This window comes from Clavibacter michiganensis, assembly GCF_002151125.1.
Classification (GTDB): Bacteria; Actinomycetota; Actinomycetes; order Actinomycetales; family Microbacteriaceae; genus Clavibacter; species Clavibacter michiganensis_C.
The window spans coordinates 244,892-269,495 of record NZ_MDJZ01000017.1 but is presented as its reverse complement, the minus strand read 5'-3'; the positions used below and the strand labels follow the sequence as shown (position 1 = coordinate 269,495).

Here is a 24,604-nt window from a genome sequence, read left to right as displayed (position 1 = left end):
CCCTTTCCTTCTTAAGTGTAATCTGAGTATACACGTTATTGCTAATTATACAAATAAATTTACTGACTGCGAGAAAGTCCCAGATCAGAGACGGCTCGCGTTACTTCGGGACGTGTTTCAGTCGCCGCCTCAACAAGTTCTTCCATTCCGAGGACAACTAGTCTGGCGACGGTCTGGCCTACAGCGACATCCTCCGCAGTAAACCGTGTCCTGCCCCGCGTATCAATAGTCAGCATGCCTCGGGATGAACCTGAGCCCCGGAGTGGGATCAAGAAGAAGGACTTCCAGGAGGCGTTAGGTTCCCGTTTTACAACATGATCCGAATTGTCTGGATCATGAACGCAAATCGCGCCCGTTCCCTTGGCGGCATTGATGGCAGACTTTCCATGAGGAGAAGTGTTCTCGAACGACTCTCTTGCCAGATCAGCCCGCCCTCCCTTGCCAACAAGTCGTAGATACTCGTCGTCACCCACGGGGCCGTCTTCGGACTCTCTTGAGTCAAGCTCGTATATGCACACCCGGACGCCCTCCAAGGAAAACAATTTGTCAGCGCCGTGCACAATGGCATCAAAAAACACTTTGCGTTCTTCGTTGCCGCGCTTAGATTTGAGTAGCGTACTCAGCGCGGAGTGAATGGAGCTGAGGGAGTCGTTAAACAGCGTTATGCCTTTGGCGCGCTTGGTCTCATTGCGTTTGCTACTCGCTTGCACGGCAATGCCCAGGCCGATGCCACCAAATGTCCCTATGATGCCCAGGGTCAAGAGCGGTTCGCCTAGCGGCTCCGTGGCACGCAAGGCGTAGCCGAGAGCCAAGCTGCCGCCGATCGAAAGGATGGCAGTTATGGCTGGGGCGATCCATGTCCACCAGAGAGAGTTCCTCTTGGCGACAGGCAGGTTTGTGTTTCGCACGGCATCCTTCTGTGGCGAGCGGAGGCGTACTTCGACGCGCCCTTATGAAGAGCTTGCCTGGATGCAGTCTGGTTGGGAGCCCCCAGTACGGGTGCGTATAGCGAAGGTCGCTGGAGCATCACCCTGGCGTTGGGGCGGACTGAACATGGCTATTTAAGCGGGGTGAAGGGGCTCACCAGAAGCAGCGCGTCAGGCCCGCGCGACCCCCGTGACGATCCACCGGTCGCCGCGCGCCCGGAGGCCCAGCGTGAGGGCGCGCGCGCCGATGTAGACGAGGCCGAAGGCCGCCCACAGCGCGAGGAGCGCGGGGGTGGCGGCGACGCGGCCGGTCCCGGTGAGCCAGGCCACGAGGATCAGCGCGGGGGCGTAGATCGCGAGGTTCACGAGCCCGGCGAGCGCGAGGTACCGGGCGTCGCCGGCGCCGATGAGCACGCCGTCGAGCACGAACACGTACCCGGCGACGGGCAGGCCCACCGCGAGCACGAGGGTCACGGCGGTGAGCATGCGGTGGATCCCCGGATCGCCCGTGAAGACCGGCCCGAGCAGCGGCGAGAGCGCGGCGAGCACGAAGCCGAGGATCACGCCGAGGCCCACGCCCCACTGCACGAGCCGGCGGGCGACGGCCCGCACGCGCGGCACGTCGTCGGCGCCGAGGCCGTGGCCGACGAGCGCCTGGCCGGCGATGGCGAGCGCGTCGAGCACGAACGCGACGGTCGAGAAGAGCGTGAGCGCGATCTGCAGGGTCGCGAGCCCGGTCACGCCGAGGCCCGCGCCCACCGCGACCGTCGCGAGGATCGCCGCCCGGAGCGAGGCCGTGCGCACGAGCAGCCAGCCGCCCGACGCCGCCGAGCGCGCGACGCCGCGGATGCCGGGCCGCAGGGTCGTGCCGGTCGCGCGGGCGGCGCGCACCGCGATCACGACGAAGACCGCGGCCATGCCCCACTGCGCGATGACCGTGCCCCACGCGGATCCGGCGATGCCGAACCCGAGGCCGTAGATGAGGAGCGCGTTCAGCGCCGCGTTCGCCGCGAAGCCCGAGACGGCGACGACGAGCGGGGTGCGCGTGTCCTGCAGGCCGCGGAGGAGGCCGGTCGCGGCGATCACGAGGAGCATCGCGGGGATCCCGGCGAGCGAGATGCCGAGGTAGGTGCGCGCCGCGTCGACCACGGCGGCGGTGGCGATGGGATCGACGTCGGCGCCGCCGGTGTCGGCGAGGGCGCGCACGAGCGGATCCGCGAACAGGAGGCCCAGCACGAGCACCACGGCCCCGAGCGCGAGCGCGAGCCACAGGCCGTCGATGCCCGCGCGGATCGCCCCCGGCCGGTCGCCCGCGCCGAGCCGCCGCGCGACCGTGGGCGTCGTCGCGTACGCGAGGAAGACGAGCAGGCCCACGATCGTCTGCAGGATCACGCTCGCGATGCCGAGCCCGGCGAGCGGTGCGCTGCCGAGGTGCCCGACGAGCGCGGTGTCGGTGAGGAGGAACAGCGGCTCCGCCACGAGCGCGCCGAGCGCCGGCACCGCCAGCGCGAGGATCTCGCGGTCGAGCGGGCGGCGGATCCGCGGGCCGCGGCCGGCGGATCCGGCCGCGGGCTGGGACGCGTCCGTCAGCGGACCGCGTGCGCCAGGCGCTGCACGACCCCGGCGGTCGCCGCCGTGAACGCGCGCGCGACCACGGGGTCGAGCGACGCGAGCGAGATCGGGCCGCGCTCCGCGATGTGCGCGTCGTACGGGACCGTGAAGATCTGCGCCGGTCGGGCGTCGTCGAGGATGCGGTCGATTCGCGCGACGACCGCGGGATCCTCCGGGCGTCCGTCGTGCAGGCGGATGATGACGGCGTTGTCGGCGAGCATGGCCGCGTGCCCGCCGAGCTCGCGCAGGAAGTCGAGCAGCGCGACGGCCTCGAGCACCGCGTCGCCCGCGTTGAGCACGGGCACGACGAGCACGTCGGTGACCTCGATGGCGCCGCGGAAGGCGGACGACGACGGCTGGTTCCCGGAGTCCATGACCCGCATCGCGTAGTACTCGTCGATGAGGCGGGAGACGCCGATCACGTCGTCGCCCGTGAGCTCGCGGCGCGGCCCGACGGACGCGACGACGGAGGCGAAGCTCGTCTGCGGCGCCGTGTAGCCGGCGAGCTGCCCGGCGCTGTGGATCTCGTCGCGGTCGCGCACGAGCTCGCCGAGGCCGCGCTGCGGCTGGCCCTCGGCGCGGTAGCCGAGCGCGCCGGGATCGTCGGTGACCTCGACCACCGCGACGGATCCGCCGCGGACGGAGCCGAGCACGCCGCCGAGGATGAGGGAGGTGGGCGTCTTGCCGACGCCGCCCTTGCGGTTCGCGACCAGGACGCTGACGGCGCGCGACCACGTGGCCTGGCGGATGATGCGCTCGTCGCCCTCGCGACGCGCGACCTCCGCGTTCGCGGCGGCCTCCTCGGCGCCGGGACCGATCTTGAAGACGCCGCCCGTGACGGTGTTCACGAAGCCGCGGAAGCCCGTGCGCGCGATCGCGGGGCCGCGCGGCGCGCGCTGGCCGGTCTGCTCGGGGAAGAGGGTGAGGGCGCTCGACGCCGCGTCGGCGCGCGGGGTGCGCATGGCGTAGCGCTGCGGATCCGCGTCGGGGAACGCCGTGAGGTCGGTGCCGGGGCGGCGGGCGTCGGCGGGAACCTCGTCCTCGTCGGGAGCGGCCGGGAGCGACGCGACCGGGGTCGGCTCGGGGGCTGCGGCGGGCTCGGGCGCGGCGACGGGCTCGGGGCCCGCGGGGGTGATCGGGGCGTGCGGGGCGGCGGCCTGCGCGGAGGAGGCGCCGTCGTCCGTGCCGGGGACGACCGCCGAGTCGGCCTCGACCTCGGTCGACGGGCGCAGCGGCATGCGGAAGGGGTGCGCGTTCACGACGTGGGGCGCGGGGACCGTCCACGCGGATCCGACCGCCGGGGCGACGACCGCGTCGAACGCGGAGGGGGCGGCGGTGTCGTCCTGCGCGGGCGCGGGGAGCTCCTCGGCGGTGTCGTCCGCGTCCTCCGCGGCATCCACCTCGGCCTCGCGCTCGTCGTCGACGAACAGCTCGTCGAACGCGTGCGTGCCGACGACCTCGACGCCGTCGGTGCGCACGTCCTCGTCCTCGGTCTCGGAGCCCTCGGGGGCGCCGGGCACCAGGTCGTCGATGCCGTCGGCCTCGTCGTCGCCGGACGACGTGCCCTCAGCGGGAGCGGCGGCGGGGGATCCGGGACGCACGCGGTCGGGACCGAACAGGCCGCCCTCGGAGGTGCGGGGCACGGCGGGGAACGGATCCACCCAGCGGTGCGCGTCGCCGGAGTCGCCGGAGGACCGGTTCTGCTCCATCTCCTGCTGGCGGCGACGCAGCTCGCGTCGGCTGAGGATGGGGGGCTCGGACGTGCCCCCGCCCTGGGGGCCGGTCTCGTGCGTGTCGTCGGTCATGTGGCTCGCCTTCGTCGTCCCCGCCTGCGCGGACGAGGCTACCAGGGGAGCTCACAGGGCCCGGAACCGGGCGGCGGGGCCTCGGCGGCGGGGATGCGGATCCGCGTCGGTTAGGGTCTCCCCGTGATCCACGGAACCGCCGACGCGCCCGCCGCCGACGACCGCTCGGCCGCGGTCTCCTCCGTCGCCGCGGAGCTGGGCGAGGTCCTCGTGTCGATCCGCTCGCTCCGCCTCGAGCAGGCCGCCATCTTCCACCCCGGGCTGCAGCCCGGCGCCTTCGCCGTCGCGCGCTGGCTCGGCCAGGCCGGGCCGTCGTCGGCCGGCGCGGTCGCCACGGGCCTGCTCATGGACAAGAGCTCGGTCAGCCGCCATCTGCGGGTGCTCCGCGAGGAGGGCTACGTGCGGGACGAGCCGGATCCCGAGGACCGCCGCTCCACCATCCTCAGCCTCACGCCCCGCGCCGAGGACCGCCTCGCGGAGGTCCGGGCCCGCACGCGCGTGCGCCTGCAGAACAGGCTCCACGCCTGGGACGTGGAGGACGTGGAGCAGCTCGCCGCGATGCTGCATCGCTTCAACGCGTCGCCGCGCGACCCCGCCCCGGAGGACTGACGGCCGACGCCGCCCTCCGGCGGTCGCACCGCGGATCTCACCCCGCCTGGTGCACCGCGTAGCTCGCCACGAAGCCCAGCACCGTCACGAGCCCGGTGAGCGCCTGCGCCTTGCGGAACGCCTCGGGGATCATCGTGTCGCAGATCATGGCGAGGATCGCGCCGGCCGCGAACGCCATCACCACCGACTGCCCGCTCTCCGGCAGGCCTCCGAGCAGGGCATACCCGCCGAGCGCGGAGAGGGCGCAGACGAGGGCGATCCCGCTCCACAGCCCGAACACGTAGCGGGCGCTCCGGCCGCTCCGCTTGAGGTCCGCGGTGCTGGACATGCCCTCGGGGAAGTTCGAGATGACGACCGCGACGAGCACGCCGATGCTCAGCGCGCCGCCGCCCGTGAGGCTGAGGCCCTGCACGGCCGTCTCGGGCACGCCGTCGAGCAGGGCGCCGAGCGCGATCCCCACGCCGGTGCCGCCTCCGCCGCCCGCCTTCCCGTGGTGCTTCCTCCGGAACCCGCCGTGCTCGAGGACCTGGTCGAGCACCACGTAGACCACCGCGCCCGCGACGAAGCCGCCGAGGGTGGGGATCACGCCGCCGCTCGTCGCCGCCTCGTCGACCAGGTCGAACGACAGCGCCGAGATGAGGACGCCGGCGCCGAACGCCATCACCAGCGCGACGACCTCCCGCGGGACCTTCACGAACCACGCGACGAGGGATCCGACGACGAGCGAGAGCCCGGACAGCAGGCCGGCGAGACCGGCCAGGAGGAGAGGCGACATGGCTTCGAGGATGCTCCTCGTGCGGGGTGGTCGTCACCCCGACCACGCCGTCCCCGGGATCACCGCCCCGTGGAGACCCCCGCGTCGCGGAGCGCCAGGTCGGCGAGCTGGCGGACCACGCGCGGGTCGCCCGCGCGCCAGGCGGCGACGGGATCCGGGTGCGCCTTCAGCAGCGCCGCGGGCTTCCGCGACGAGAGCGCCCGCAGCGCGAGCAGCTCGGTGCCGCCGGGCGTCGCGGCGAGCGAGCGGGCGACGGCCGCGCGGCGCGCGAACGATATCCGGCGCAGCAGCCAGTACCGCACGATGAACGCGATCGGCACGAGGGCCACGAGCAGGCCGAGCACGAGCGCGACGGTCCCGACGAGCGACTGCTGGTCGCGGCCGGCCTGCACGAGGCCGGATCCGATGCCGCTCGCGTCCTCGAACGGCCCGCGCGCCGCGTCGCCCACGAGCGGCAGGCCGCCGAGCGCGTCGGCGGCGTCGGTCATCGCGCCGCTGAGCCGCGTGCCCGAGGTCTCCATGCTGCGGCCGAGGTCGCCGAGCGGGCGGATCAGCGCGGCCACCGCGATCCCCATCAGCACCGACACGACGATGCCCGCGAGCGCCGCGGTGTCGGCCGCGATCTGCCGGGCGCGGACGAGGGGGAGCGCGGAGTAGGGCTGCATGCGTCCAGCCTGGCCCGCGGGCCGACGGACGCGCGTCAGCTCGCCGGGTCGTCGAGCGCGTCGAGCTCCCGCAGCGCCTCGCGCGCCCGCTCGAGCCGCGCGTCCTCCGGCTCGTCCCACCAGCGCGGGCCGCGCTCGCCGAGGCCGTGCTTCGCGAGGCCGATCCGCTCGCGGGCCGCCGTCACCGCGTCGTCGTCTCCCGCGCGCCTCGCCGTGCGGACCCCCGAGCGCCCGCGGCCGAGGTGGGACGTCAGCGCGTCGACCATGTCGGCCGGCAGCGACGGATCCGTGCGCGGCCAGCGCCGACCGTCGACGACCAGCCAGCGCTCGTCCTCGATCGCGGCAGCCGATGCGGCCGACGCGGCCTCGTCGTCGGGATCCTGGGGGCGGTCGGTCATGATCCCGACGCTAGCCCCGGCCTCGGCCGGCGGCCGGCCGCGTGCGGCGACCGGCCATGCGCGAGGGCCGGGGCGCACGCACGCCCCGGCCCTCCGATCGGCCCCCCGATCAGCTCAGCGGGTCACCCCGCGAGCAGCTTGCGCAGGTCAGCCCCGCCACACCTGGACGACCGACGGACGCGGTCCGCGCCAGGCGCCCTTGGGCGGGGTGGCGCCGGCGGGCACGTAGTCCGGGAAGAAGGAGTGCTGCTCGGCGAACGAGCCGTCCTCTCCCGGGTGCTGCACGGCGACGAAGACCATGCCCTCCTTGTCGTGGATGACCGGGCCGCAGGTCTCCGCCTCGGTGGGCACGGAGAGGAACTGCTGCACGTGGCCGCGCTCGGACCCCTCCAGCGGCACCTTGAACAGGGCGTCGTTGAGGCCGATGGTGCTCGGGGCGCCGTCGGTGGAGATCCAGAGGTTGCCCTCGGAGTCGAACGCGACGTTGTCCGGGCAGCTGATGGGCGAGACCTTGTCCTTCGGGAAGCCCGCGAAGTAGGTGGACTCGTTCTTCGCCGGGTCGCCCGCGACGAGGAGCAGGTTCCACGTGAAGGTCGTGGAGCGGAGGTCGCCGCCGTCCTCGGTGATCTCGACGATGTGGCCGTCGCGGTTGGTCGTCCGCGGGTTCATCTCCGTGGCGCCCTCCTTGCCGGCCTTGCCGCGGTCGGTGTTGTTGGTGCACGCGACGTAGATCTTGCCGGTGATGGGGCTGGGCTCCACGTCCTCGCAGCGATCCATCTTGGTCGCGCCCACGGCGTCGGCCACGAGGCGGGTGCGGATGAGCGCGTCCTCGATGGTGAAGCCGGGGACGGGGCAGACGCCGTCGACCGCGATCGGGATCCACTGGCCGATGCCGTCGAACTGGCCGTCGGAGGGGAGCTGGCCGGTGCCGGTGATCTCCGCGACGGGCGAGTCGCCCGTGAAGCGCGCCACGTAGAGCGAGCCGCGCGTGAGGAGCTGCTTGTTCTTGCGGCGGTCCTGGCGCGAGGTGCCGGTGACCATCGTGTCGTGCGAGACGAACTTGTAGAGGTAGTCGAAGCGCTCGTCGTCGCCCATGTACGCGGCGACGTGGCCGCTCGTGCCGGCGATGACGTTCGCGCCCTCGTGCTTGAAGCGGCCGAGCGCGGTGTGCTTGACGGGCGCCTCGCCGGGCTCGAACGGGTCGACCTCGACGATGTAGCCGAAGCGGTTCGGCTCGTTCTCGTAGCCGGGGGTGCGGGCGTCGAAGCGGGGGTCGATGGACTCCCAGCCGCGACCCGTGGCCTTGTCGGCGAGGCCGTAGCGCTTGTCGGCGGCGGAGGTGCCGGCGGTGCGGAAGTAGCCGTTGAAGTTCTCCTCGCCGGAGAGCACGGTGCCCCACGGGGTGGTGCCGCCGGCGCAGTTGCCGAGGGTGCCGAGGATCGTGGTGCCCTTGGGGTCGTCCTTGGTGCGGAGCGCGGCGGATCCGGCGACGGGCCCGGTCACGGTGAAGGGCGTGTCCGCGGTGATGCGGCGGTTGCGGTGGTGGCCGATCGTGTAGGTCCACGGCTGGCCGACCGTCTTGCGGCGGAGCGCGACGACGGACATGCCGTGCGAGGCCTTGCCGATGCGGCGCTGCTCGTCGCGCTCGGCGTCGTCGGCCGCGGGCGGGAACATGATGTTCTCGTTCGTGTACTCGTGGTTGGCGACGAGCAGCGCCTCCTTGTTCCGGTAGTTGACCGGGATGATGTCGACGTAGTCGTTGTTGTAGCCGAACTGGCGCGCCGCGAGCTTGGCCGTCTGGTTGTCGGCGTCGAAGTCGTCGGCGTAGCTGAAGATCGGGTCGCCCCAGCGGATGATCGGCGCCCAGCGGTACCCGGTGGGCACGTCGAACTGGTCGACGGAGGCGTCGACGGGCGTGATCGGGGTGAAGGGCAGGTTCGACGCGGCCTGCGCGGCGGCGGCCTCGGCGCCGGGGGCGGCGGCGTTCTGCGCCACGAGGATCGCGAGGGCACCGGCGCCCGCGCCGCCGAGCAGCGTGCGGCGCGAGAGGGCGCGGCCGGCGATGTCGCGGAAGTAGGCGTTGTCGGTGACGTTCGGCACGGGCTTCGTGCACGCGTCGTCGCACTTGAGGTGGCAGGTGACGGTGCTGCGCTTGCCGCGGGCGTGGGGATCGCGCGACAGGATCGGCAGCAGCCGGTGGTGGGTCTCACGGGTGAGGGTCATGTGGGGTCTCCATCGATCTCGGGCGTCTCCTCCGGGCACGGCGGACGCATCACACTCGAAAGGTATTGACGCCCCCGGGCGCGCCCCCGACTCGTGGGTGGACGCCGGGTGAACCGGGGATGGCCGGATCGCGCGGGCGTACCGTCGAGGTGCGGCGCGGATCCGCGTCGCCGACACCCGAGGAGGATCCCCATGGCCAGGTTCGACACGAAGACCGCTCTCGTGACAGGCGGTGGCAGCGGCATCGGCGCCGCGATCTCCCGCGCGCTCGCCGCGGAGGGCGCGTCGGTCGTCGTCACCGACATCCGGCTGGAGGCGGCCGAGCGCGTCGTCGCCGAGATCGAGGCCGCCGGCGGCACGGCCACCGCGTTCCGCCAGGACACGTCGAAGGCGGAGGACTCGGAGGCCGCGGTCGGCCACGCGGTCACCACCTACGGCGCCCTGCACCTCGCGGTGAACAACGCGGGGATCAGCGCGCCCGCGGCCGACATCGGCGAGTACGACATCGCGGCGTGGGACCGCACCCGCGCGGTGGACCTCGACGGCGTCTTCTACGGCCTCCGCTACGAGCTGCCCGCGATGGTGGAGGCGGGCGGCGGCGCGGTCGTCAACATGAGCTCGGTGCTCGGATCCGTCGGCTTCGCCCAGAACGCGGCCTACGTCGCGAGCAAGCACGCCCTCGTCGGCCTCACCAAGGTCGCGGCGCTCGAGTACACGGCGCGCGGCGTGCGCACCAACGCGGTCGGCCCGGGCTTCATCGACACCCCGCTCGTGCGCTCCTCCCTCTCGGCCGACGCGCTCGCGTTCCTCGAGAGCCAGCACGCGACCGGCCGCCTCGGCACCGACAAGGAGGTCTCCGCGCTCGTGCTGTTCCTGCTCAGCGACGACGCGTCCTTCGTCTCGGGCAGCTACCACCTGGTGGACGGCGGGTACTCGGCGCGCTGATCCGCGGGTGACGGCGAAGGCGACGTCGTCGGGAGCGGCTCCGGCGGGTGCGAGCGGCTAGGGTCGCCCCATAGCGCAGAGAGCGAGACCGATCCATGACGGCGTCACCACCGCCCGGAGCGCCGCCCGCCGCGCCCCGCCCCACGATGAAGCACGTGGCGGACCTCGCGGGCGTGGGCATCAAGACCGTCTCGCGCGTCGTCAACGGCGAGCCCAACGTCTCCGCGGAGATGACCGAGCGGGTGCGGGCCGCGGTGGAGCAGCTGCAGTACCAGCCCGACCTCCACGCCGGCAGCCTGCGCCGCACCGACCGGCGCACCCGCACGCTCGGCCTCCTCGTCGGCAGCGTGGCCAACCCGTTCTCGGGGGCCGTGCACCGCGCCGTCGAGGAGGTGGCGAGGGAGCGCCGTGTCGCCGTCTTCGCCTCGAGCCTCGACGACGACCCCGACCGCGAGCGCTCCTCCGTCGACGCGTTCCTCGCCCGCCGGGTCGACGGGCTCATCCTCACCACCATCGCGCCCAGCCAGGCGTACCTCGGCGTCGCGGCGTCGCGCGGCACCCCGCTCGTGTTCGTCGACCGCGTGCCGGTCGGGCTGGAGGCCGACGCGGTCATCGTCGACAACGCGGACGGCGTCTCCCGGGCCGTGGCGCACCTCGCCGACCGGGGGCACCGCCGCATCGCGTTCCTCGGCGACCGGCCGGGGATCTCCACGGCCCGGGAGCGCGAGCGCGGCTTCGTCGACGAGATGGGCCGGCGCGGCCTGCCCGTGCTGCCCGGCCACGTGCTCGACGGCGCGTCCGACGAGCGCGTGGCCGCTGCGCTCGCCGAGCGCCTGCTCGCCCTGCCCGAGCCGCCGACCGCGATCGTCAGCGGGCAGAACCTCATCACCATCGGCGTGATCACGGCCCTCCGGCGGCACGACGCCCAGCGGCGCATCGCGCTCGTGGGCTTCGACGACCTGCCCATGGCGGCCCTGCTGGATCCGGCCGTCACCGTGATCGCGCAGGACCCGTCGGGCATCGGCCACGCCGCCGCCGAGCGCGTCTTCGCCCGGCTCGACGGCGACACCGGCCCCGCGCGGACCGTCGTCGTCCCCACCACGCTCATCGTCCGCGGCTCCGGAGAGGTCCCCGTCCATGGATGACCAGCCCATCGTCGTCGTCGGCGACGCCCTGATCGACCTCATCCGCGAGGACGGCGAGGAGACCGCCTTCGTCGGCGGGGCGGCGCTCAACGTCGCCGTCGGCCTCGCGATCCTCGGCCACCGCGTGCAGCTCGTCGCGATGGTCGGCGACGACGCGCACGGCGCCCGCATCCGCGCCGAGCTCGACGCGCACGGGGTCGAGCTGATCGCCACGGTCGGCCCGTCGGGCACCTCCGTGGCGGTCAGCGAGCGCGAGGACGGCGAGCCGCGGTACTCCTTCAACGAGGCCGCGTGGAACCGGCGCGTGCGCATCGGCGACGCGGAGCGGGCGGCGCTGGACGCGGCGTCGCTCGTGGTCGTCAGCTGCTTCCCCTACGACGACCACGAGCAGGCCGACGAGCTGCTGGCCGCCGTGCGGGATCCGCGCGCGCGCCTCCTCGTCGACCCGAACCCGCGCGCCGGCATGCTCCACGACGCCGCCCGGTTCCGCGCCGGGTTCGCGCGCGCGGCGGCGGAGTCGCTGCTCGTGAAGATCGGCGACGACGACACCGCGCTCCTCGGCCTGGGCGCGCTGGCCGACGCGCGCGCGGCGCTCCACGACGCGGGCAGCCGCCTCGTGCTCGCGACCGAGGGATCCCGGGGCGCCTCCGTGCAGCTCGAGGACGGGGCGGTGGTCGCGGCGGGCATCACGCCGGATCCGCGGCCCGTCGTCGACACCATGGGCGCCGGCGACGCGTGCCTCGCCGCCGCGGCCGACGCCATCGCGCGCCGGGGTGCGCCCGGCACGCCCGCGGAGGGCGAGGCGATGCTCCGCACCTGCATGGCGATCGCCGCGGCCACCTGCCGCGAGCACGGCGCGCTGCTGCGGATGCCGACGGCCTGAGGCGGGCGCAGGGCGCAGGGTACCGGTGCTCGGGGCCGTGCGATCCGGCTCCCGCGTGCGGCGTAGCGTCGACGCGAACGAATCGATCGAACCGCCGAGTGGGACCCTCTCGGCGGCGGTGCTCGAGCAGGTCAGCGCCGTCCTCCGTGACGCGTCTGCCGGCGACACCCTTCCTCGGCAGGCGGCAGCGGGCCCTGCGCCGCGCACCGATGGAGCAGACGAGGAGGATCACCATGAGCGATCCACGAACCCTGATCATCGGCGGGACCGGCACGGTCGGCTCGGCCGTCATCGCCGAAGCCCTCCGCCGGGGGATGACCGGGCTGAGGGTCATGAGCCGCGACCCGCGTCGGCTCGCGGACCTCCCCGGCGGCGTCGAGGGCGTGGTCGGCGATCTGGGCGATCCCTACGACGCGATGCCGGCGTTCGAGGGTGTCCAGCAGATGTTCCTGGCCCTGACGGGGACACGCACCGAGCTGTACGAGACGACCGTCGCGGTGGACCACGCCGTGGCGGCGGGGGTCCGCCGGATCGTCTACCTGTCCGTCCAGGACCTCGACCGGGCGCCGCAGGTGCCCCACAACTCCGCGAAGCTCGCGGTGGAGTCCCTCCTCGAGAAGAGCGGCGTCGAGGCCTGCTTCCTCCGGGTCAACAACTTCTTCCAGAACGACGTCTGGTACCTCGACGCGATCCGCGATGGCGTCTACCCGCAGCCCCTCGGCGGGGCGGGAGTCTCACGGGTCGATGTGCGCGACATCGCGGAGGTCGCGGTGAGCGCCCTGACCCCGGGGACGGAGCTCGCCGGTCCGATCGACGTGGCCGGCCCGACCGCGTGGACCGGTGAGGCGACGGCCGCGGCCCTGTCCGAGGCCCTCGGGACGACCGTGACCTACGGAGGAGACGACCTGGCGGCCTGGCGCGAGGCGTCCCTGGCCTCCATGCCCCCCTGGCTCGTGTACGACTACGAGCGCATGTACTCCGGCTTCCAGCGCGACGGCCTCGTCGGGAGCCCCGAGGCCATCGAGCGTCTCAGCGCGATCCTCGGGCATGCGCCCCGGTCCTACGAGGACTACGTGCGCGAGCTGCTGGGGTCCGCCGCGTAGGGCGGTGCGCCCCGGATCCGCCGCCGGCTCAGCGCGTGAGCGCGAGGGCGAGCGCGGCCAGGCCCACGCACGCGGTGAGCGCGGCGACGAGCGCGGGGAGCGCGCCGCCGGGGAGCGCCTCGGTGCCGGGCCCGGTGGATCCGGAGGTCAGGATCCGGTGCACGCGCCGGTACCGGCGGTGCGCGGTCGCGAGCACAACGAGGGCGGCCGCCACGCCGACCGCGGCGACCACGATGCCGGCCGGACCGAGGAGCGCCGGGAGCACGCGCAGCCCGAGCAGGGATCCGGCCACGAGCGCCAGCGCCGTGCGCCGCCAGGCGAGGGCGGTGCGCTCGGGCTGGAGGCCGGGGTCGAAGGGGTGCGCGGCCGGATCCGGGGCGCTCACGCCGTCAGCACGCCCAGCAGCACGAGCACGCCGGCGGCGACCACGGCGATCCCGAGGGGCAGGGACAGCGCGGCGGAGGGCAGCGGGCGGTCGCGGCGGAGGGCGCGCTCGGTGCGCATCCAGCCGATCCACGCCTGCGCCGGCGCGGTGATCCCGGCGACGATCAGCACGAGCGAGGCCGCGAGCCGGAACCCCGGCTGCAGCCCGAGCGCCAGCGCCTCCAGCGCGACGCCGCCGGCGAGGAGCGCGAGCGAGGTGCGGATCCACGCGAGGAACGTGCGCTCGTTGGCGAGCGTGAACCGCACGTCGGGCTCGACGCCCTCGCGGTAGACGCGGCGCGGGAAGCGGCGATCGGGGGCGGTCATGCGGCGGGATGGCGCACGGTCGGCACCGCGTCGGGCTGGGGCATGCGCCCATTCTCGCGGGATCCGGCGAGGGCGGCGTCGACGGACGCACGGTGCCGACGCTCGATCGCCTGGCCCGCGTAGCTCGCGGCGACGATGAGGGCGGCGCCGCACGCGCCCGCCGGCCCGATCGCCTCGCCCGCGACCACGACGCCCACCAGCAGCGCCCACACCGGCTCCGTGCCCATGAGGATGCTCGCCCGCGACGCCGAGGTCCGCCGCACGGCCCAGAGCTGCACCGCGAACGCGAACAGCGAGCACAGCACCCCGAGGAAGAGGACGCCCGCCCAGCCCCGCGCGTCGAGCGAGGCGGCCGCGGCGGGCAGGTCGGGCCCCGCCATCGCGGAGAAGAGGGCCGCGCACACGCCCATCTGCACGAGGACCACGCCGAGGGATCCCTCGCTCCGCCCGCGCGTGAGGTGCCCGCTCGCGGTGACGTGCACGGCCCGCACGACCGCCGCGGCGATCACCAGCCCGTCGCCCGGCGTCGGCGCGCGCAACCCGCCCTCGGAGACGAGCAGGGCGACGCCGACCACGGCAGCGACCGCCGCGACGAAGTACGACCGCGGCAGCCACGCGCGCGACGCGGCGCCCTCGAGCACGGGCGTCATCACGAGCGCCAGGCTGATCAGGAGGCCCGCGTTGGTCGCGCTCGTCAGGTGCACGCCCCAGGTCTCGAGGCCGATGACCGCGGCCTGCGAGCAGCCGAGCGCCGCCGCGATGAGGAGGCCGCGACCGCGGGGCAGCCGCTCGCGCCGGGCCAGGCAGACGAGCCCGGTCGCGACGGCCGCGACGAGGAAGCGCAGCGCGACGGCCGCGGGCACGCCCGTCTCCGCCGCGAGGTCCTTGGCCGCCAGGAAGCTCGCGCCCCAGACCGCGGCGACGGCCAGGAGCAGCAGGTCGACGACGGGCTCGGGGCGGGTGCGGGAGGTCACGCCCCCACTTTCCGGCAGTCGACCCGGAAGATTGACGGGCATCGTCTTCATCGATGCGTTAGACAGTGCTCATGGATCCCGCCCGCCTCCGCCTCCTCCGCGAGCTCGGCGACCGGGGCAGCGTCGCGGCCGTGGCGGTCGCGATGCACGTGAGCGCGTCCGCCGTCTCGCAGCAGCTCGCCGCGCTGCAGGCCGGCGTCGCCGTGCCGCTGACCACCCGGCGCGGTCGGCGCCTGGTGCTCACGGAGGCGGGGGAGGCGCTCGCCGCGGCGTCGGTGCGCGTGGACGAGGCGCTCGCCGCGGCCCGCGACGCCGTGGGGTCGTTCCTCGAGCACGACTCCCGGGCCGTCCGCGTCTCCGCGTTCCACAGCGCCGGGCTCGCGCTGTTCGGACCGCTGCTCGCCGAGCTGGCGGGGGCCGAGGGATCCGCCGCCGGGGTCCGCGTCGCGCTGGCCGACGCCGACGTGGCGCAGGGCGACTTCGCGGGCCTCACCGCGGATCACGACCTGGTCGTCGCGCACCGCCTCCCGCACGACCCGTCGTGGCCGACCGCCCGGCTCGTGGTCGTGCCGCTCCTGGTGGAGCCGCTCGACATCGCGCTGCCCGCCGGGCACCCGCTCGCCGCCTCCTCGGGCATCGCGCCGGACGCGCTCCGCGACGAGCGGTGGATCTCCACCCACGCGGGGTTCCCGCTCGCGGGCGTGCTCGAGCACCTGGGCGCGCTGATCGGGCAGGCGCCGCGCATCGTCCACCGCGTCAACGAGTTCTCGGTGGCGGCGCAGATCGTGCGGAGCGGCGACGCGATCGCCGTGATGCCCCGGACGACCGGCGCCCCGCTCGCGGTCGACGGGCTGGTGCTGCGGCCGGTCGTCGGCGCGACGCTGGTGCGCCACGTCGACGTGCTCGCCCGCCCGGACGCGCTCGCGCAGGCGCCCGTCCGCGCCGTGCTGGCGGCGCTGCGGCGGGTGGCCGATGCCGCGGCGGAGGCCGCCGAGCGGACCGCCGCGACCTGAGCCGTCGCGCCACGGGTCACGCGCGGTCCCGGAGCCCCCGGTCGATGAAGTCGAGCACCCACGCGAAGCTCTCCTCGATGTCGGTGCTCATCTGGAAGCTGTCGGACGCCTCGAGCGTGGCGAAGCCGTGCAGCACGCTGCGCAGGGTGCGGAGGGCGTGGATCCGGTCGGCCTCGTCGAGCCGGTACCCGTGCAGCACGGTGCCGAGCGCCTCGAGGGTGCGGTCGCGGGCGGGGATCAGCGGGTCGTCGTCTCCCACGGGCCGGGCGCGCACGCCCGCGGCGTACCGGCCGGGGTGCTGCCGCACGTAGTCCCGCAACGAGTGCGCCGCGCCCGCGAGCGCGTCCACGCCCGCCCGGCCGCGGGTCGCGTCGCCCATGGACGCGGCCACCTCGGTCGCGCCGAGCACGGCGATGCGGTGGACGAGGTCCGCCAGCGACTCGACGTGCTTGTAGAGCGACGGCGTCCGCACCCCGAGCCGCTCGGCGACGGCGCCCATGCTCAGCCGGTCGAGTCCGATCTCGTCGGCGAGCGTCGCGCCCGCCTCGGTCACGGCGGCGGCGTCGAGGCCGGCCCTAGGCACGGGAGTCCGGGGTCGCGGTGCGCAGCGTGCGGTCGAGGAAGGGCAGCAGCAGGTCGACGACCCGGTCGGGCGTCTCGGTGTGCGGGTAGTGCCCGGCGCCGTCGATCACGGCGAGCTCGCCGAGGCCCGCGGGCAGGTCGGCCAGGATCCGCTCGCCCTCGGCGCGGGGGTCGGCCCAGTCGGGATCCGCGCTCCCCTCGACCACGAGCACGGGGCAGCGCACGTCGGCGAGCTGCCGGCCGGCGTCGGCCGGGCTCATCTTCGCCATCGCGCGCAGGGTCGCCATGCGCTCGGGCCGCGTGAGGGCGCTCCGGATGAGGGAGCTCTCGGAGTCCCAGTCCGCGGGCTTCGTCGGGAACGCGAGGTCGAGGTACCGCATCCACGCGGTGAGGCTGCCGGTGAGGAGCACGCGGCCGAGCTGCACGGTCGCGGCGCGATGGGTCCGCACGCGGAGGAGCCCGCGGAGGTCGGCCGACTGGGCGCGCGTGAAGGGCGCGAGCTCGACGACGCCGGCGATGAGGTCGGGCGCGGTGGCGGCCGCGATGGTCGCCGCGCCGCCGCTGATGGACTGGCCGACGATCACGGCGGGTCCGCCGAGGTGGCGCACGAGGGCGACCAGGTCGCCGGCGATGTCGGTGCGGCTGTACCCGGTCCAGCCGGTGCTCGACTCGCCGCAGCCGCGGATGTCGACGTTCGCGACGCGGTAGCCGGCGGCCACGAGGGCCGGCACGACGAAGCGGTAGGAGCGGCGGCTGTCGCCCATGCCGTGGGCGAGGACGACGAGCGGGCCGTCGCCCTCGAGGTCGTAGGCGAGGGTCTCCGCGCCGATGCTCAGTGCCTGGATCATGTCGTCCTCCGAAGTGGCTAATGGGAATAGCCATAAGCTAACACCATTAGCCGCGGTGCGCCAGGGGCACCAGGATCCGGCTCAGCCGCCGATGCCCTCCAGCTCCGCGAGCGCGTCCTCGGGCAGTCGGATCCGGGCGCCCGCCACGTTCTCGCGCAGGTGCTCGACCGACGACGTGCCCGCGATCACGAGCACGTTCGGCGACCGCTGCAGCAGCCACGCGAGCGCGACGGGCAGCGGCGCGGAGCCGAGATCGGCCGCCACGCGCGCCAGCGTCTCCGACTGCAGCGGCGAAAAGCCGCCGAGCGGGAAGTACGGCACGTACGCGATGCCGTCCGCGGCCAGCTCGTCGATGAGGGCGTCGTCGTCGCGGCGGGCGAGGTTGTAGTGGTTCTGCACGCTCACGATCGGCGCGATGGCTCGGGCCTCGGCCACCTGCGCGGGGCTGACGTTGCTCACGCCGAGGTGCCGGATCAGGCCCTCCTGCTGCAGCTCGACCAGGGCCGTGAACGGCTCCTCGACGGATCCGTCGGTCGGGCTGTCGAACGCGCCGACGCGGAGGTTCACGACGTCGAGCACGTCGAGGGTCAGGTGCGTGAGGTTGTCGTACACGGCCTGGCGGAGCTCGGCCGCGGAGAGCGCCTGCGGCCAGCGGCCCTTCGCGTCGCGCAGGGATCCGACCTTCGTGACGATGTGCAGGCGCTCGGGATACGGGAACAGCGCCTCCTCGATGAGCGCGTTCGTGTGGCCGGGCCCGTAGAAGTCGGCCGTGTCGATGTGCGTGATCCCGAGTGCGACCGCCTCGCGCAGCACGGCACGGGCGGCGTCCGGATCCGCGGGCGGCCCGAACACGCGCGGCCCGGCGAGCTGCATGGCGCCGTAGCCGAAGCGCGTGACGGTGAGGTCGTCGGCGAGGGGGAAGAGCCCTCCGGGCAGGTCGGTCGGCATGGCGATCCTCTCGGGTGGCGCGGCGGGCGGCGTGCGCCGGGCGATGTGCGCCCACTCTCCCGCGGGGGCCCGCTCCGGCGCCCGCACTCGCAGGAGCCCGTGAGCGGATCCGTGCGCGAGTGCGGGCCGCGCCGCTGAGCGTCGTCGGAGGGCGAGCGCTCCGCATCGGCGGGCGAGGTCGAGGTCCGTGCGGGCCCGCCGGGAGGGGGCCCGCAGGGACTCGGGCTCATCGGACGTGGGTGCTGAGCCACCGGTAGGGGTCGATGCGCGTGGACCCGTAGGCGAGCTCGAAGTGCAGGTGCGGGCCGGTGCTGGCACCGGTCGTGCCGACCCGTCCCACGGGGGTGCCTGCCTCGACGACCTGGCCGGCGCGCAGGGGGACGGATCCGGACTGCATGTGGGCGTACGTGCTGCTGATCCGCGTCCCGTCGACCTCGTGATCGATGACGACGTGGACGCCGAGCCCCGAGTTCGAGCTCACGACCTGTCGGACGACGCCCCGAGCGATGGACTGGATGCCGGCGCCGTTCCCGGGGTCGAAGTCCAGGCCCTGGTGGTTGGACGAGCAGCCCGAGCACGGCGACGCACGTGGGCCGTAGGGGCTCGAGATGCGCATCGACGACGGGATCGGCCAGCGCACCTCGGTGCCCCCGGGGACGGCGGACGGCGCGGCGCCGGCGCCGGACGTGGTGCCGAGCGTCTGGACGGGGACGACGGGCGGGGGCGGCGGAGGCGGCGGCAGCGTGACGGAGAAGCCGGGCTCGCTGGTGACGGTGTACGCGGCTCCGTCCACCTGCAGGGTCTGGATCTCACCGGTCGCGGGGTCGTGCACGGTCACGGCACCGCCGGCGATGTCGTCGGGAACGGCGTAGGCGGGGAGGCCGTGGGTCACGGCGATCGCGCCGGCGGCGAGCATCGCGCCGAGCGCGGTCTTCCACGGGCTGGTGCTGCTGCGCCGCGCGTCGGTCGCCGGCGTGGTGTGCGCCTGGATGGTGCGGGCGCGGCGGCGTGCCTCCTGCTGCCAGGTGAGGGGCCGACGGGCGATCGGGGCGGGTTCGGGCTGTTCGAACGTCGCGCGTCGAGGAGAGGTGACGCGAGCCGGCGGCGCGACGCGGGCACGGCGCCCGTTCGATCCGTGCGCGGAGGGTGTCTCGGTGTGCACTGGGGCCTTTCAGGGTGCAGGCGGGCATGACGGCATCACGGTGCGGCCGTCTGCGCCGCGGAGAGCGGAAGAGGAGGAGCGGACGTCAGGAGTCGAGCAGCGCGCGCATGCGGGAGATCTCGTCCTCCTGCGTGGCGACGATGCCTTCGGCCATCTCGATGGCGTCCAGGTCCTGGCCGTCGTCGATCTCGGTCTGCGCCATCTCGATGGCACCGGTGTGGTGCTCGATCATCCGGGTGAGGAACAGCCGCTCGGCCTCGGCACCCTCGGCGGCGTCGAGCTCCTGCATGTCGGAGTCGGACATCATGCCGGCCATGCCGTGGTCCATGCCGGACATCGGATCGATGCCCCACCGGTCCGCCCAGCCGGACAGCTGCTCGATCTCCGGGACCTGCGCCTCCGTGATCTCCGTCGCCAGGGCGGTCACCTCGGGGCTGATGCCGGTCTTGCCGAGGAGCATGTCGCTCATCTCGATGGCCTGCTCGTGGTGCGGGCGCATCATCTGGACGAACATCTCGTCCGCAGCGTTGACCTGCGTGCTGGTGGCCTCGGCGGGCGCGGAGGCGCTCGTCGCAGGTGTCGTCTCGGCGCCGCTGGTGGCGCAGCCGGTCAGCGTCAGCGCGGCCGCGAGGGCGACGCCGGCGCCGAGCAGGGGGGTGGTGTTCTTCATCGTCTGTCTCGTCCTGTCCATGCGATCGGGATGGCAGGGCCGGATCCGTGCAGCGCACGGCGCCGCGGATCAGCCCGGGTCTCTGGTCGATGCAGGACGGGTCAGATGCGGAAGACGGACAGCGAGGCGGGTGAGGGCGGGGCCGGCGACCACGCGCCGTCGGACGCGATGCGGGGAAGGACTCGACGACCGAGCGGGTCGTCGACGTGAGGGGCGAGGCGGAGCATCCGGAGGAGGGCGAGGCCGAGGGCGCCGAGGAGCATGAGGGTGGCCGATGCCACCAGGACCACGCCGCCGAGCATGGCTGCGGAGGGGAAGTCGGATGCGGACGCCTCGGCGACGAAGGCGGGCTCCATCGCGATGTCGGGGCGGCTGTCGCCCACACCGTGGCCGGTGCCGTGGGCATGCAGGTCACCGGCGGAATGCACATGCGGCGTACCCGGGGACTCACCCCAGCCCTGCGCGGTCGGGCTCATCACGACGAGGCCCACGACGACCGCGATCAGGGCGACCAGCTTCACCAGGAGCCCGAGGAACGGGGTCGCCGCGAGGCGGTCGTGCAGGGTCGGAGTCGACACGGTGACCATGCGGACTCCTTCCTGTCGCCGCGGGTACTCGGCGTACGTTACCCGATCGTGATGCGGAAACCACGCGGACCGCAGGTGTTCGCATCCACTCGCCCGCTGCTCGCCACCGCCCCTCGCGCGGGGTGATGCCGGCTGGCCGACGGATCCGCACGCGGACCCCGGGGGGAGCATCCGGATGCCCCGGGGGAGGGGGGCCCTCGGCGGTCGGTCCGCACGGGCAGGGCGACGAGGCGCTCGGAGCGGATCTGCGTGCGGTCGCCCTAGGAGGAGGCGGCGGGTCCCGTCCCCGGCGCCGCCTGCGCCGCCGGGTGCGCCCTCCGCGTCGCCAGCACGCGCGAGAACACGAGCACGAGGAGCCCCGCGGCCGGGATGAAGATCAGGCCGAAGCGGAGCGACGAGGCGTCCGCGATTGCGCCGACGACGGGCGGCGAGACGAGGAAGCCGAGCCGCAGCAGCCATCCGACGATCGTGAGGCCGGTGCCGGGCTTGAAGCCGGGCAGCTCGTCGGCTGCCTGCATGGCGGCGGGGATGAGGGTCGCGACGCCGAAGCCCGCGACGCCGAACCCGACGATCGTGCCGACGATGCTCGGGAACGCGAGCGCCGCGCCCATCCCCACCAGCACGAGCACGCCGCCGAGGCGGGCGATGGCGCGCTGCCCGAAGCGGTCGACCATGCGGTCGCCGAGCATCCGGCCGATGAACTGCATGCCCTGCAGCGAGATGAAGCCGAGGCCGGCGACGAACGCCGAGGATCCGAGATCGCGCGAGAGGTAGATGGCCGACCAGGTGCTGCCGGCGTCCTCGACGATGGCGCCGCCGGACGCGATGATCACGAGCGCGAGCAGCACGCCGTACTTCGCGACGAGGCCGAGCGCGCGGGGGGAGGCGGCGCGCGCGAAGTCGCCCTCGGGATCCGGCGCGTGCGCGTGCGCGGCGCCGCCCTCGCCGGGCTCCGGCTCCGGCCCCTTCAGCAGCCACGCGAGCGAGGCGACGGCCAGCGCGCTGAAGACGACCGCCGAGATGGAGAGGTGCACGACGAGGGGCAGGCGGATCTGCGCGGCGGCCGCGCCCATGAGCCCGCCGGCGACCGCGCCGATGGACCACACCGCGTGGAAGGAGTTGATGATCGACCGCCCGTACAGCCGCTGCACGCGGAGCGCGTGGGAGTTCTGCGCCACGTCGGTGATGGAGTCCATGGCGCCCGCGAGGAACAGGGCGCCCGCGAGCACGAGCCAGCCGGGCGCGAGGCCGGCCAGGAGGATCCCCATGGAGGCCACCACGGTCGCCGCGACCGCCACGCGGGCCGAGCGGAACCGGCGGATGAGGACGCCCGCGGCGAGCCCCGCGATGAGCGCGCCGAGCGGCGACGCCGCCACCGCGGCCCCGAAATCGAGGTTCGCGAGCCCGAGCTCCGCCTTGATCGACGGGTACCGCGGCAGCAGGTTCGCGAAGATCGCGCCGTTGGTGAAGAAGAGGATGCCGACGGCGACGCGCGCGCGGCGGACGTCGCGGGTCGGGGCGGGCGTGCGCGACAGCGTCGGCGCGGACGGGGAGGGCATCGTCGGTCTCTCTCTGGCCGGGTGGCGCCGTGGCGCGAGGCGGGTCGGCGCCGGTCCCTCGGCTGCCGGGACAAGCCTAGGGTCGGCGGGACGCGAGCGGGGACGTGTCCTCGGTGACGTCCATCACGAGGTCCATGAGCGGCACGAGCCGGGCGCTCACCTCGTGCCCGAGCTCGGTGAGCCGGTAGTCGACGCGCGGCGGGATGGTGGGCTGCGCCTCGCGGAGGACGAGCCCGTCGTCGGCCAGCGTGCGGAGCGTCGACGCGAGCATCTTCTCGCTGATCCCCTCGACCTCGCGCCGCAGCTCGCCCCAGCGCCTCGACCGCTCGCCGAGCGCGAGCAGCACGAGCACGCCCCACTTGCTGGTGATGTGGTCGAGCAGGGTGCGCGACGGGCAGTTCGCGGGGTATCGGCCGTCGGTCACGCCGGGTCGTTCGCGGGTGACGCGGAAGCTCATGTCGGGCATCCACCCAACTTACCGGAAAGTGGGTACCTCCCTGTGGGAAGGTACTCGGCGGCGGGGCCGTTGTCCCCGGCAGCACCGCACACCATCGACTCGAAAGGCATCCCATGACCATCGTCGTCACCGCCGCCACCGGCCGCCTCGGATCGCGCATCGTCGCGTCCCTCCTCGCCCGCGGCGCCGCCGCCTCCGACGTGCTCGCCACCGCGCGCCGCCCCGAGGCCCTCGCCGACCTCGCGGCGCAGGGCGTGCGCACCGCGCGCCTCGAGTACACGGACGCCGAGAGCGTCACCGCCGCGATCCAGCCCGGCGACACGCTCGTGCTCGTCTCCGGCAGCGAGGTCGGCCAGCGCGTGCCGCAGCACACCACCGTCATCGAGGCCGCGAAGGCCGCGGGCGTCGGCCGGATCCTCTACACGAGCGTCCTCCGCGCCACCACGACGGAGCTCTTCATCGCGGGCGAGCACAAGGCCACCGAGGAGGTGCTCGCCGCCTCGGGCGTGCCCGTCACGCTCCTCCGCAACGGCTGGTACACCGAGAACTACGCGGGCACGGTGGACTCCGTGAAGCAGTCCGGCGGTCTCCTCACGAGCGCGGGCGACGGCGTGGTCGCGAGCGCCACCATCGCCGAGTTCGCCGAGGCCACCGCGGTCGCGGCCCTCGACGACTCCCTCGCCGGGCGGACCCTCGAGCTCGCGGGCGACCAGCGCTGGACGCAGGACGACCTCGCCGAGGCGATCTCCGGGATCCTCGGCCAGCCCGTCCCCGTGTCGCAGGTGTCCGCGGAGGAGCACGCGCGGATCCTCGGCGACGCCGGCCTCGACGAGGGCACCGTCGGCTTCGTCGTGGGCCTCGACGCCGCGACGCGCGCCGGCCAGCTCGACGACACCACGGGCGACCTGTCACGCCTGCTCGGCCGCCCCACCGCGTCGCTCGCCGAGGGCCTCCGCCAAGCGGTCGCCGGCGCCTGATCCCGCCCGGATCCGCGCCCGAGGCGGATCCGCACGCCACGACGGCCCGTCCCCTCGCGGGGCGGGCCGTCGTCGTGCGCGCGGCCTCAGCCCAGCGCGTCCCGCATCCGCCGGATCTCGTCGGGCCCGACCCGGCAGCAGCCGCCGACGAGGGACGCGCCCGCCCGGATCCACGCGCCCACATCGGGTAGCGCCGGGTCGCCGCCCCAGGCGCGCGCGACCGCGTCCCAGCGCTCGCCGGAGTTCGGATAGACGACCACCGGCCGGTCGGTCACGCTCCGGGCCGCGGCGATCGCGGCGGGCACCTCCTCCGGGTGCGCGCAGTTGATCCCCACGGCCACGATCTCGTCGGCCTCCTCGGCGAGCCGGAACCCCTCGGCCATCGGCTCGCCCGACCGCAGCCGCCCGCCGGCCACCGTGAACGCGAGCCACGCGGACGCGCCCGAGCCGCGCGCGAGGTCCACGAGGGCGCGGCCCTCGTCGAGGCTCGGGATCGTCTCGCACGCGAGCAGGTCGGCGCCCGCGTCGGCGAGCACGGCGAACCGCGGGGCGTGCCAGCGGCGGAGCTCCGCCCGCGAGAGCCCGCTGGATCCCGCGTACTCCGAGCCGTCGCCGAGCGTGGCGCCGTGGGGGCCGACGGACGCGGCGATCCACCGGTCCCGCGGTGCGCCCGCGTCGTCGCGCGCCACCTCGTCCCGCGCCTCGGCCGCGAGCCGCACGCTCGCCCGCAGCAGCGCCTCCGTGTCGGCCGCGCTCAGCCCCCGCGCCGCGAACGCCTCGAAGCCCACCTGGTACGACGCCGTGATCGCCACGTCCGCCCCGGCGCGGAAGTACTCGGCGTGCGCCGCGCGGACCGCGTCGGGCTCGTCGGCGAGCACGCGAGCGCTCCACAGCGGATCCGTGAGGTCGTGCCCGCGCGCCTCCAGCAGCGTGCCGAGCCCGCCGTCGAGCACCAGCGGGCGGTCGGGCAGGGGGAGCGGCCGGGTCAT

Annotated in this window: 26 protein-coding genes; 7 read left to right on the top strand and 19 right to left on the bottom strand. The window is 74.3% G+C overall.

Features of this window, described 5'->3' with window-relative positions:
• Window positions 1-59: 59 nt before the first annotated feature.
• From BFL37_RS14525 to BFL37_RS13205, 3 genes are all read right to left on the bottom strand, one after another.
• A complete protein-coding gene (locus BFL37_RS14525) occupies window positions 60-908 on the bottom strand; it encodes a GAF domain-containing protein (protein ID WP_143331608.1) in 849 nt (282 codons plus the stop codon).
• A gap of 189 nt (window positions 909-1,097) precedes the next feature.
• Window positions 1,098-2,426 (bottom strand): MATE family efflux transporter, encoded by a 1,329-nt coding sequence (locus tag BFL37_RS13210; RefSeq protein ID WP_241534081.1) that lies wholly within the window; start codon window positions 2,424-2,426, stop codon window positions 1,098-1,100.
• An 86-nt stretch (window positions 2,427-2,512) separates the two neighbouring features.
• Window positions 2,513-4,342 carry a MinD/ParA family ATP-binding protein gene (locus BFL37_RS13205; protein ID WP_086515553.1) on the bottom strand — a complete coding sequence of 610 codons (1,830 nt, stop codon included), beginning with the start codon at window positions 4,340-4,342 and terminating at the stop codon, window positions 2,513-2,515.
• A 123-nt stretch (window positions 4,343-4,465) separates the two neighbouring features.
• Here BFL37_RS13205 and BFL37_RS14835 point away from each other — a divergent pair, with 123 nt between their 5' ends.
• A complete protein-coding gene (locus tag BFL37_RS14835) occupies window positions 4,466-4,951 on the top strand; it encodes a MarR family winged helix-turn-helix transcriptional regulator (RefSeq protein WP_086515552.1) in 486 nt (161 codons plus the stop codon).
• A gap of 37 nt (window positions 4,952-4,988) precedes the next feature.
• Here BFL37_RS14835 and BFL37_RS13195 read toward each other — a convergent pair whose 3' ends face one another.
• The 4 genes from BFL37_RS13195 to BFL37_RS13180 form a co-directional block, all read right to left on the bottom strand.
• A complete protein-coding gene (locus BFL37_RS13195; protein ID WP_086515551.1) occupies window positions 4,989-5,726 on the bottom strand; it encodes a ZIP family metal transporter in 738 nt (245 codons plus the stop codon).
• Window positions 5,727-5,785: 59 nt separating this feature from the next.
• The gene (locus BFL37_RS13190; RefSeq protein WP_086515550.1) at window positions 5,786-6,391 is read right to left on the bottom strand and encodes a hypothetical protein; all 606 of its coding nucleotides are present in this window, start codon (window positions 6,389-6,391) and stop codon (window positions 5,786-5,788) included.
• Window positions 6,392-6,426: 35 nt separating this feature from the next.
• A complete protein-coding gene (locus BFL37_RS13185; protein ID WP_172403819.1) occupies window positions 6,427-6,789 on the bottom strand; it encodes a biopolymer transporter Tol in 363 nt (120 codons plus the stop codon).
• A 147-nt stretch (window positions 6,790-6,936) separates the two neighbouring features.
• Window positions 6,937-9,012 carry a PhoX family protein gene (locus tag BFL37_RS13180; protein ID WP_086515549.1) on the bottom strand — a complete coding sequence of 692 codons (2,076 nt, stop codon included), beginning with the start codon at window positions 9,010-9,012 and terminating at the stop codon, window positions 6,937-6,939.
• A gap of 192 nt (window positions 9,013-9,204) precedes the next feature.
• Between BFL37_RS13180 and BFL37_RS13175 the strand changes: the two genes are divergently transcribed.
• The 4 genes from BFL37_RS13175 (at window position 9,205) to BFL37_RS13160 (ending at window position 13,088) form a co-directional block, all read left to right on the top strand.
• Window positions 9,205-9,957 carry an SDR family NAD(P)-dependent oxidoreductase gene (locus BFL37_RS13175; RefSeq protein WP_086515548.1) on the top strand — a complete coding sequence of 251 codons (753 nt, stop codon included), beginning with the start codon at window positions 9,205-9,207 and terminating at the stop codon, window positions 9,955-9,957.
• Window positions 9,958-10,103: 146 nt separating this feature from the next.
• Window positions 10,104-11,102 (top strand): LacI family DNA-binding transcriptional regulator, encoded by a 999-nt coding sequence (locus tag BFL37_RS13170; RefSeq protein WP_241534098.1) that lies wholly within the window; start codon window positions 10,104-10,106, stop codon window positions 11,100-11,102.
• Entirely contained in the window at window positions 11,095-11,985 is an 891-nt protein-coding gene (locus BFL37_RS13165; protein WP_086515546.1) for a carbohydrate kinase family protein, read from the top strand. Before BFL37_RS13170 ends, BFL37_RS13165 begins: the two co-directional genes overlap by 8 nt.
• 233 nt (window positions 11,986-12,218) lie before the next feature.
• Window positions 12,219-13,088: an NAD(P)H-binding protein gene (locus tag BFL37_RS13160; RefSeq protein ID WP_086515545.1), complete on the top strand. Its 870-nt coding sequence runs from the start codon at window positions 12,219-12,221 to the stop codon at window positions 13,086-13,088.
• Window positions 13,089-13,116: 28 nt separating this feature from the next.
• Here BFL37_RS13160 and BFL37_RS13155 read toward each other — a convergent pair whose 3' ends face one another.
• The 3 genes from BFL37_RS13155 to BFL37_RS13145 are packed head-to-tail and all read right to left on the bottom strand — an operon-like array spanning window position 13,117 to window position 14,812.
• The gene (locus BFL37_RS13155) at window positions 13,117-13,473 is read right to left on the bottom strand and encodes a DUF202 domain-containing protein (RefSeq protein ID WP_086515544.1); all 357 of its coding nucleotides are present in this window, start codon (window positions 13,471-13,473) and stop codon (window positions 13,117-13,119) included.
• Window positions 13,470-13,838: a YidH family protein gene (locus BFL37_RS13150; protein WP_086515543.1), complete on the bottom strand. Its 369-nt coding sequence runs from the start codon at window positions 13,836-13,838 to the stop codon at window positions 13,470-13,472. Before BFL37_RS13150 ends, BFL37_RS13155 begins: the two co-directional genes overlap by 4 nt.
• Window positions 13,835-14,812, bottom strand: a complete 978-nt coding sequence (locus tag BFL37_RS13145; RefSeq protein WP_241534080.1) for a DMT family transporter — start codon at window positions 14,810-14,812, stop codon at window positions 13,835-13,837. Before BFL37_RS13145 ends, BFL37_RS13150 begins: the two co-directional genes overlap by 4 nt.
• A 71-nt stretch (window positions 14,813-14,883) precedes the next feature.
• Here BFL37_RS13145 and BFL37_RS13140 point away from each other — a divergent pair, with 71 nt between their 5' ends.
• A complete protein-coding gene (locus BFL37_RS13140; protein WP_086515732.1) occupies window positions 14,884-15,825 on the top strand; it encodes a LysR family transcriptional regulator in 942 nt (313 codons plus the stop codon).
• A 16-nt stretch (window positions 15,826-15,841) separates the two neighbouring features.
• Here the strand turns inward: BFL37_RS13140 and BFL37_RS13135 are convergent, their stop codons facing one another.
• The 8 genes from BFL37_RS13135 to BFL37_RS13100 all read right to left on the bottom strand — a co-directional run bounded on the left by BFL37_RS13135 (window position 15,842) and on the right by BFL37_RS13100 (window position 22,638).
• Entirely contained in the window at window positions 15,842-16,408 is a 567-nt protein-coding gene (locus BFL37_RS13135; RefSeq protein WP_086515542.1) for a TetR/AcrR family transcriptional regulator, read from the bottom strand.
• Window positions 16,401-17,255 (bottom strand): alpha/beta fold hydrolase, encoded by an 855-nt coding sequence (locus BFL37_RS13130; RefSeq protein ID WP_086515541.1) that lies wholly within the window; start codon window positions 17,253-17,255, stop codon window positions 16,401-16,403. The genes BFL37_RS13135 and BFL37_RS13130 overlap by 8 nt, the downstream gene beginning before the upstream one ends.
• An 81-nt stretch (window positions 17,256-17,336) precedes the next feature.
• A complete protein-coding gene (locus tag BFL37_RS13125) occupies window positions 17,337-18,203 on the bottom strand; it encodes an oxidoreductase (RefSeq protein WP_086515540.1) in 867 nt (288 codons plus the stop codon).
• Window positions 18,204-18,429: 226 nt separating this feature from the next.
• On the bottom strand, window positions 18,430-19,365 hold the full coding sequence (locus tag BFL37_RS13120) for a M23 family metallopeptidase (protein ID WP_086515539.1): 936 nt from the start codon (window positions 19,363-19,365) through the stop codon (window positions 18,430-18,432).
• Window positions 19,366-19,450: 85 nt separating this feature from the next.
• Window positions 19,451-20,035 carry a DUF305 domain-containing protein gene (locus tag BFL37_RS13115; protein ID WP_086515538.1) on the bottom strand — a complete coding sequence of 195 codons (585 nt, stop codon included), beginning with the start codon at window positions 20,033-20,035 and terminating at the stop codon, window positions 19,451-19,453.
• Between the two features lie 101 nt (window positions 20,036-20,136).
• The gene (locus BFL37_RS13110; RefSeq protein ID WP_086515537.1) at window positions 20,137-20,622 is read right to left on the bottom strand and encodes a hypothetical protein; all 486 of its coding nucleotides are present in this window, start codon (window positions 20,620-20,622) and stop codon (window positions 20,137-20,139) included.
• Between the two features lie 260 nt (window positions 20,623-20,882).
• Window positions 20,883-22,181, bottom strand: a complete 1,299-nt coding sequence (locus tag BFL37_RS13105; protein ID WP_086515536.1) for an MFS transporter — start codon at window positions 22,179-22,181, stop codon at window positions 20,883-20,885.
• A gap of 76 nt (window positions 22,182-22,257) precedes the next feature.
• Entirely contained in the window at window positions 22,258-22,638 is a 381-nt protein-coding gene (locus BFL37_RS13100; protein ID WP_172403825.1) for a winged helix-turn-helix transcriptional regulator, read from the bottom strand.
• Between the two features lie 113 nt (window positions 22,639-22,751).
• Between BFL37_RS13100 and BFL37_RS13095 the strand changes: the two genes are divergently transcribed.
• Complete coding sequence (locus tag BFL37_RS13095; RefSeq protein ID WP_086515534.1) at window positions 22,752-23,615, top strand: NAD(P)H-binding protein; 864 nt, start codon at window positions 22,752-22,754, stop codon at window positions 23,613-23,615.
• A gap of 86 nt (window positions 23,616-23,701) precedes the next feature.
• On the opposite strand, the gene mmuM is transcribed toward BFL37_RS13095, so the two are convergent.
• A complete protein-coding gene (mmuM, locus tag BFL37_RS13090) occupies window positions 23,702-24,604 on the bottom strand; it encodes a homocysteine S-methyltransferase (RefSeq protein WP_086515533.1) in 903 nt (300 codons plus the stop codon).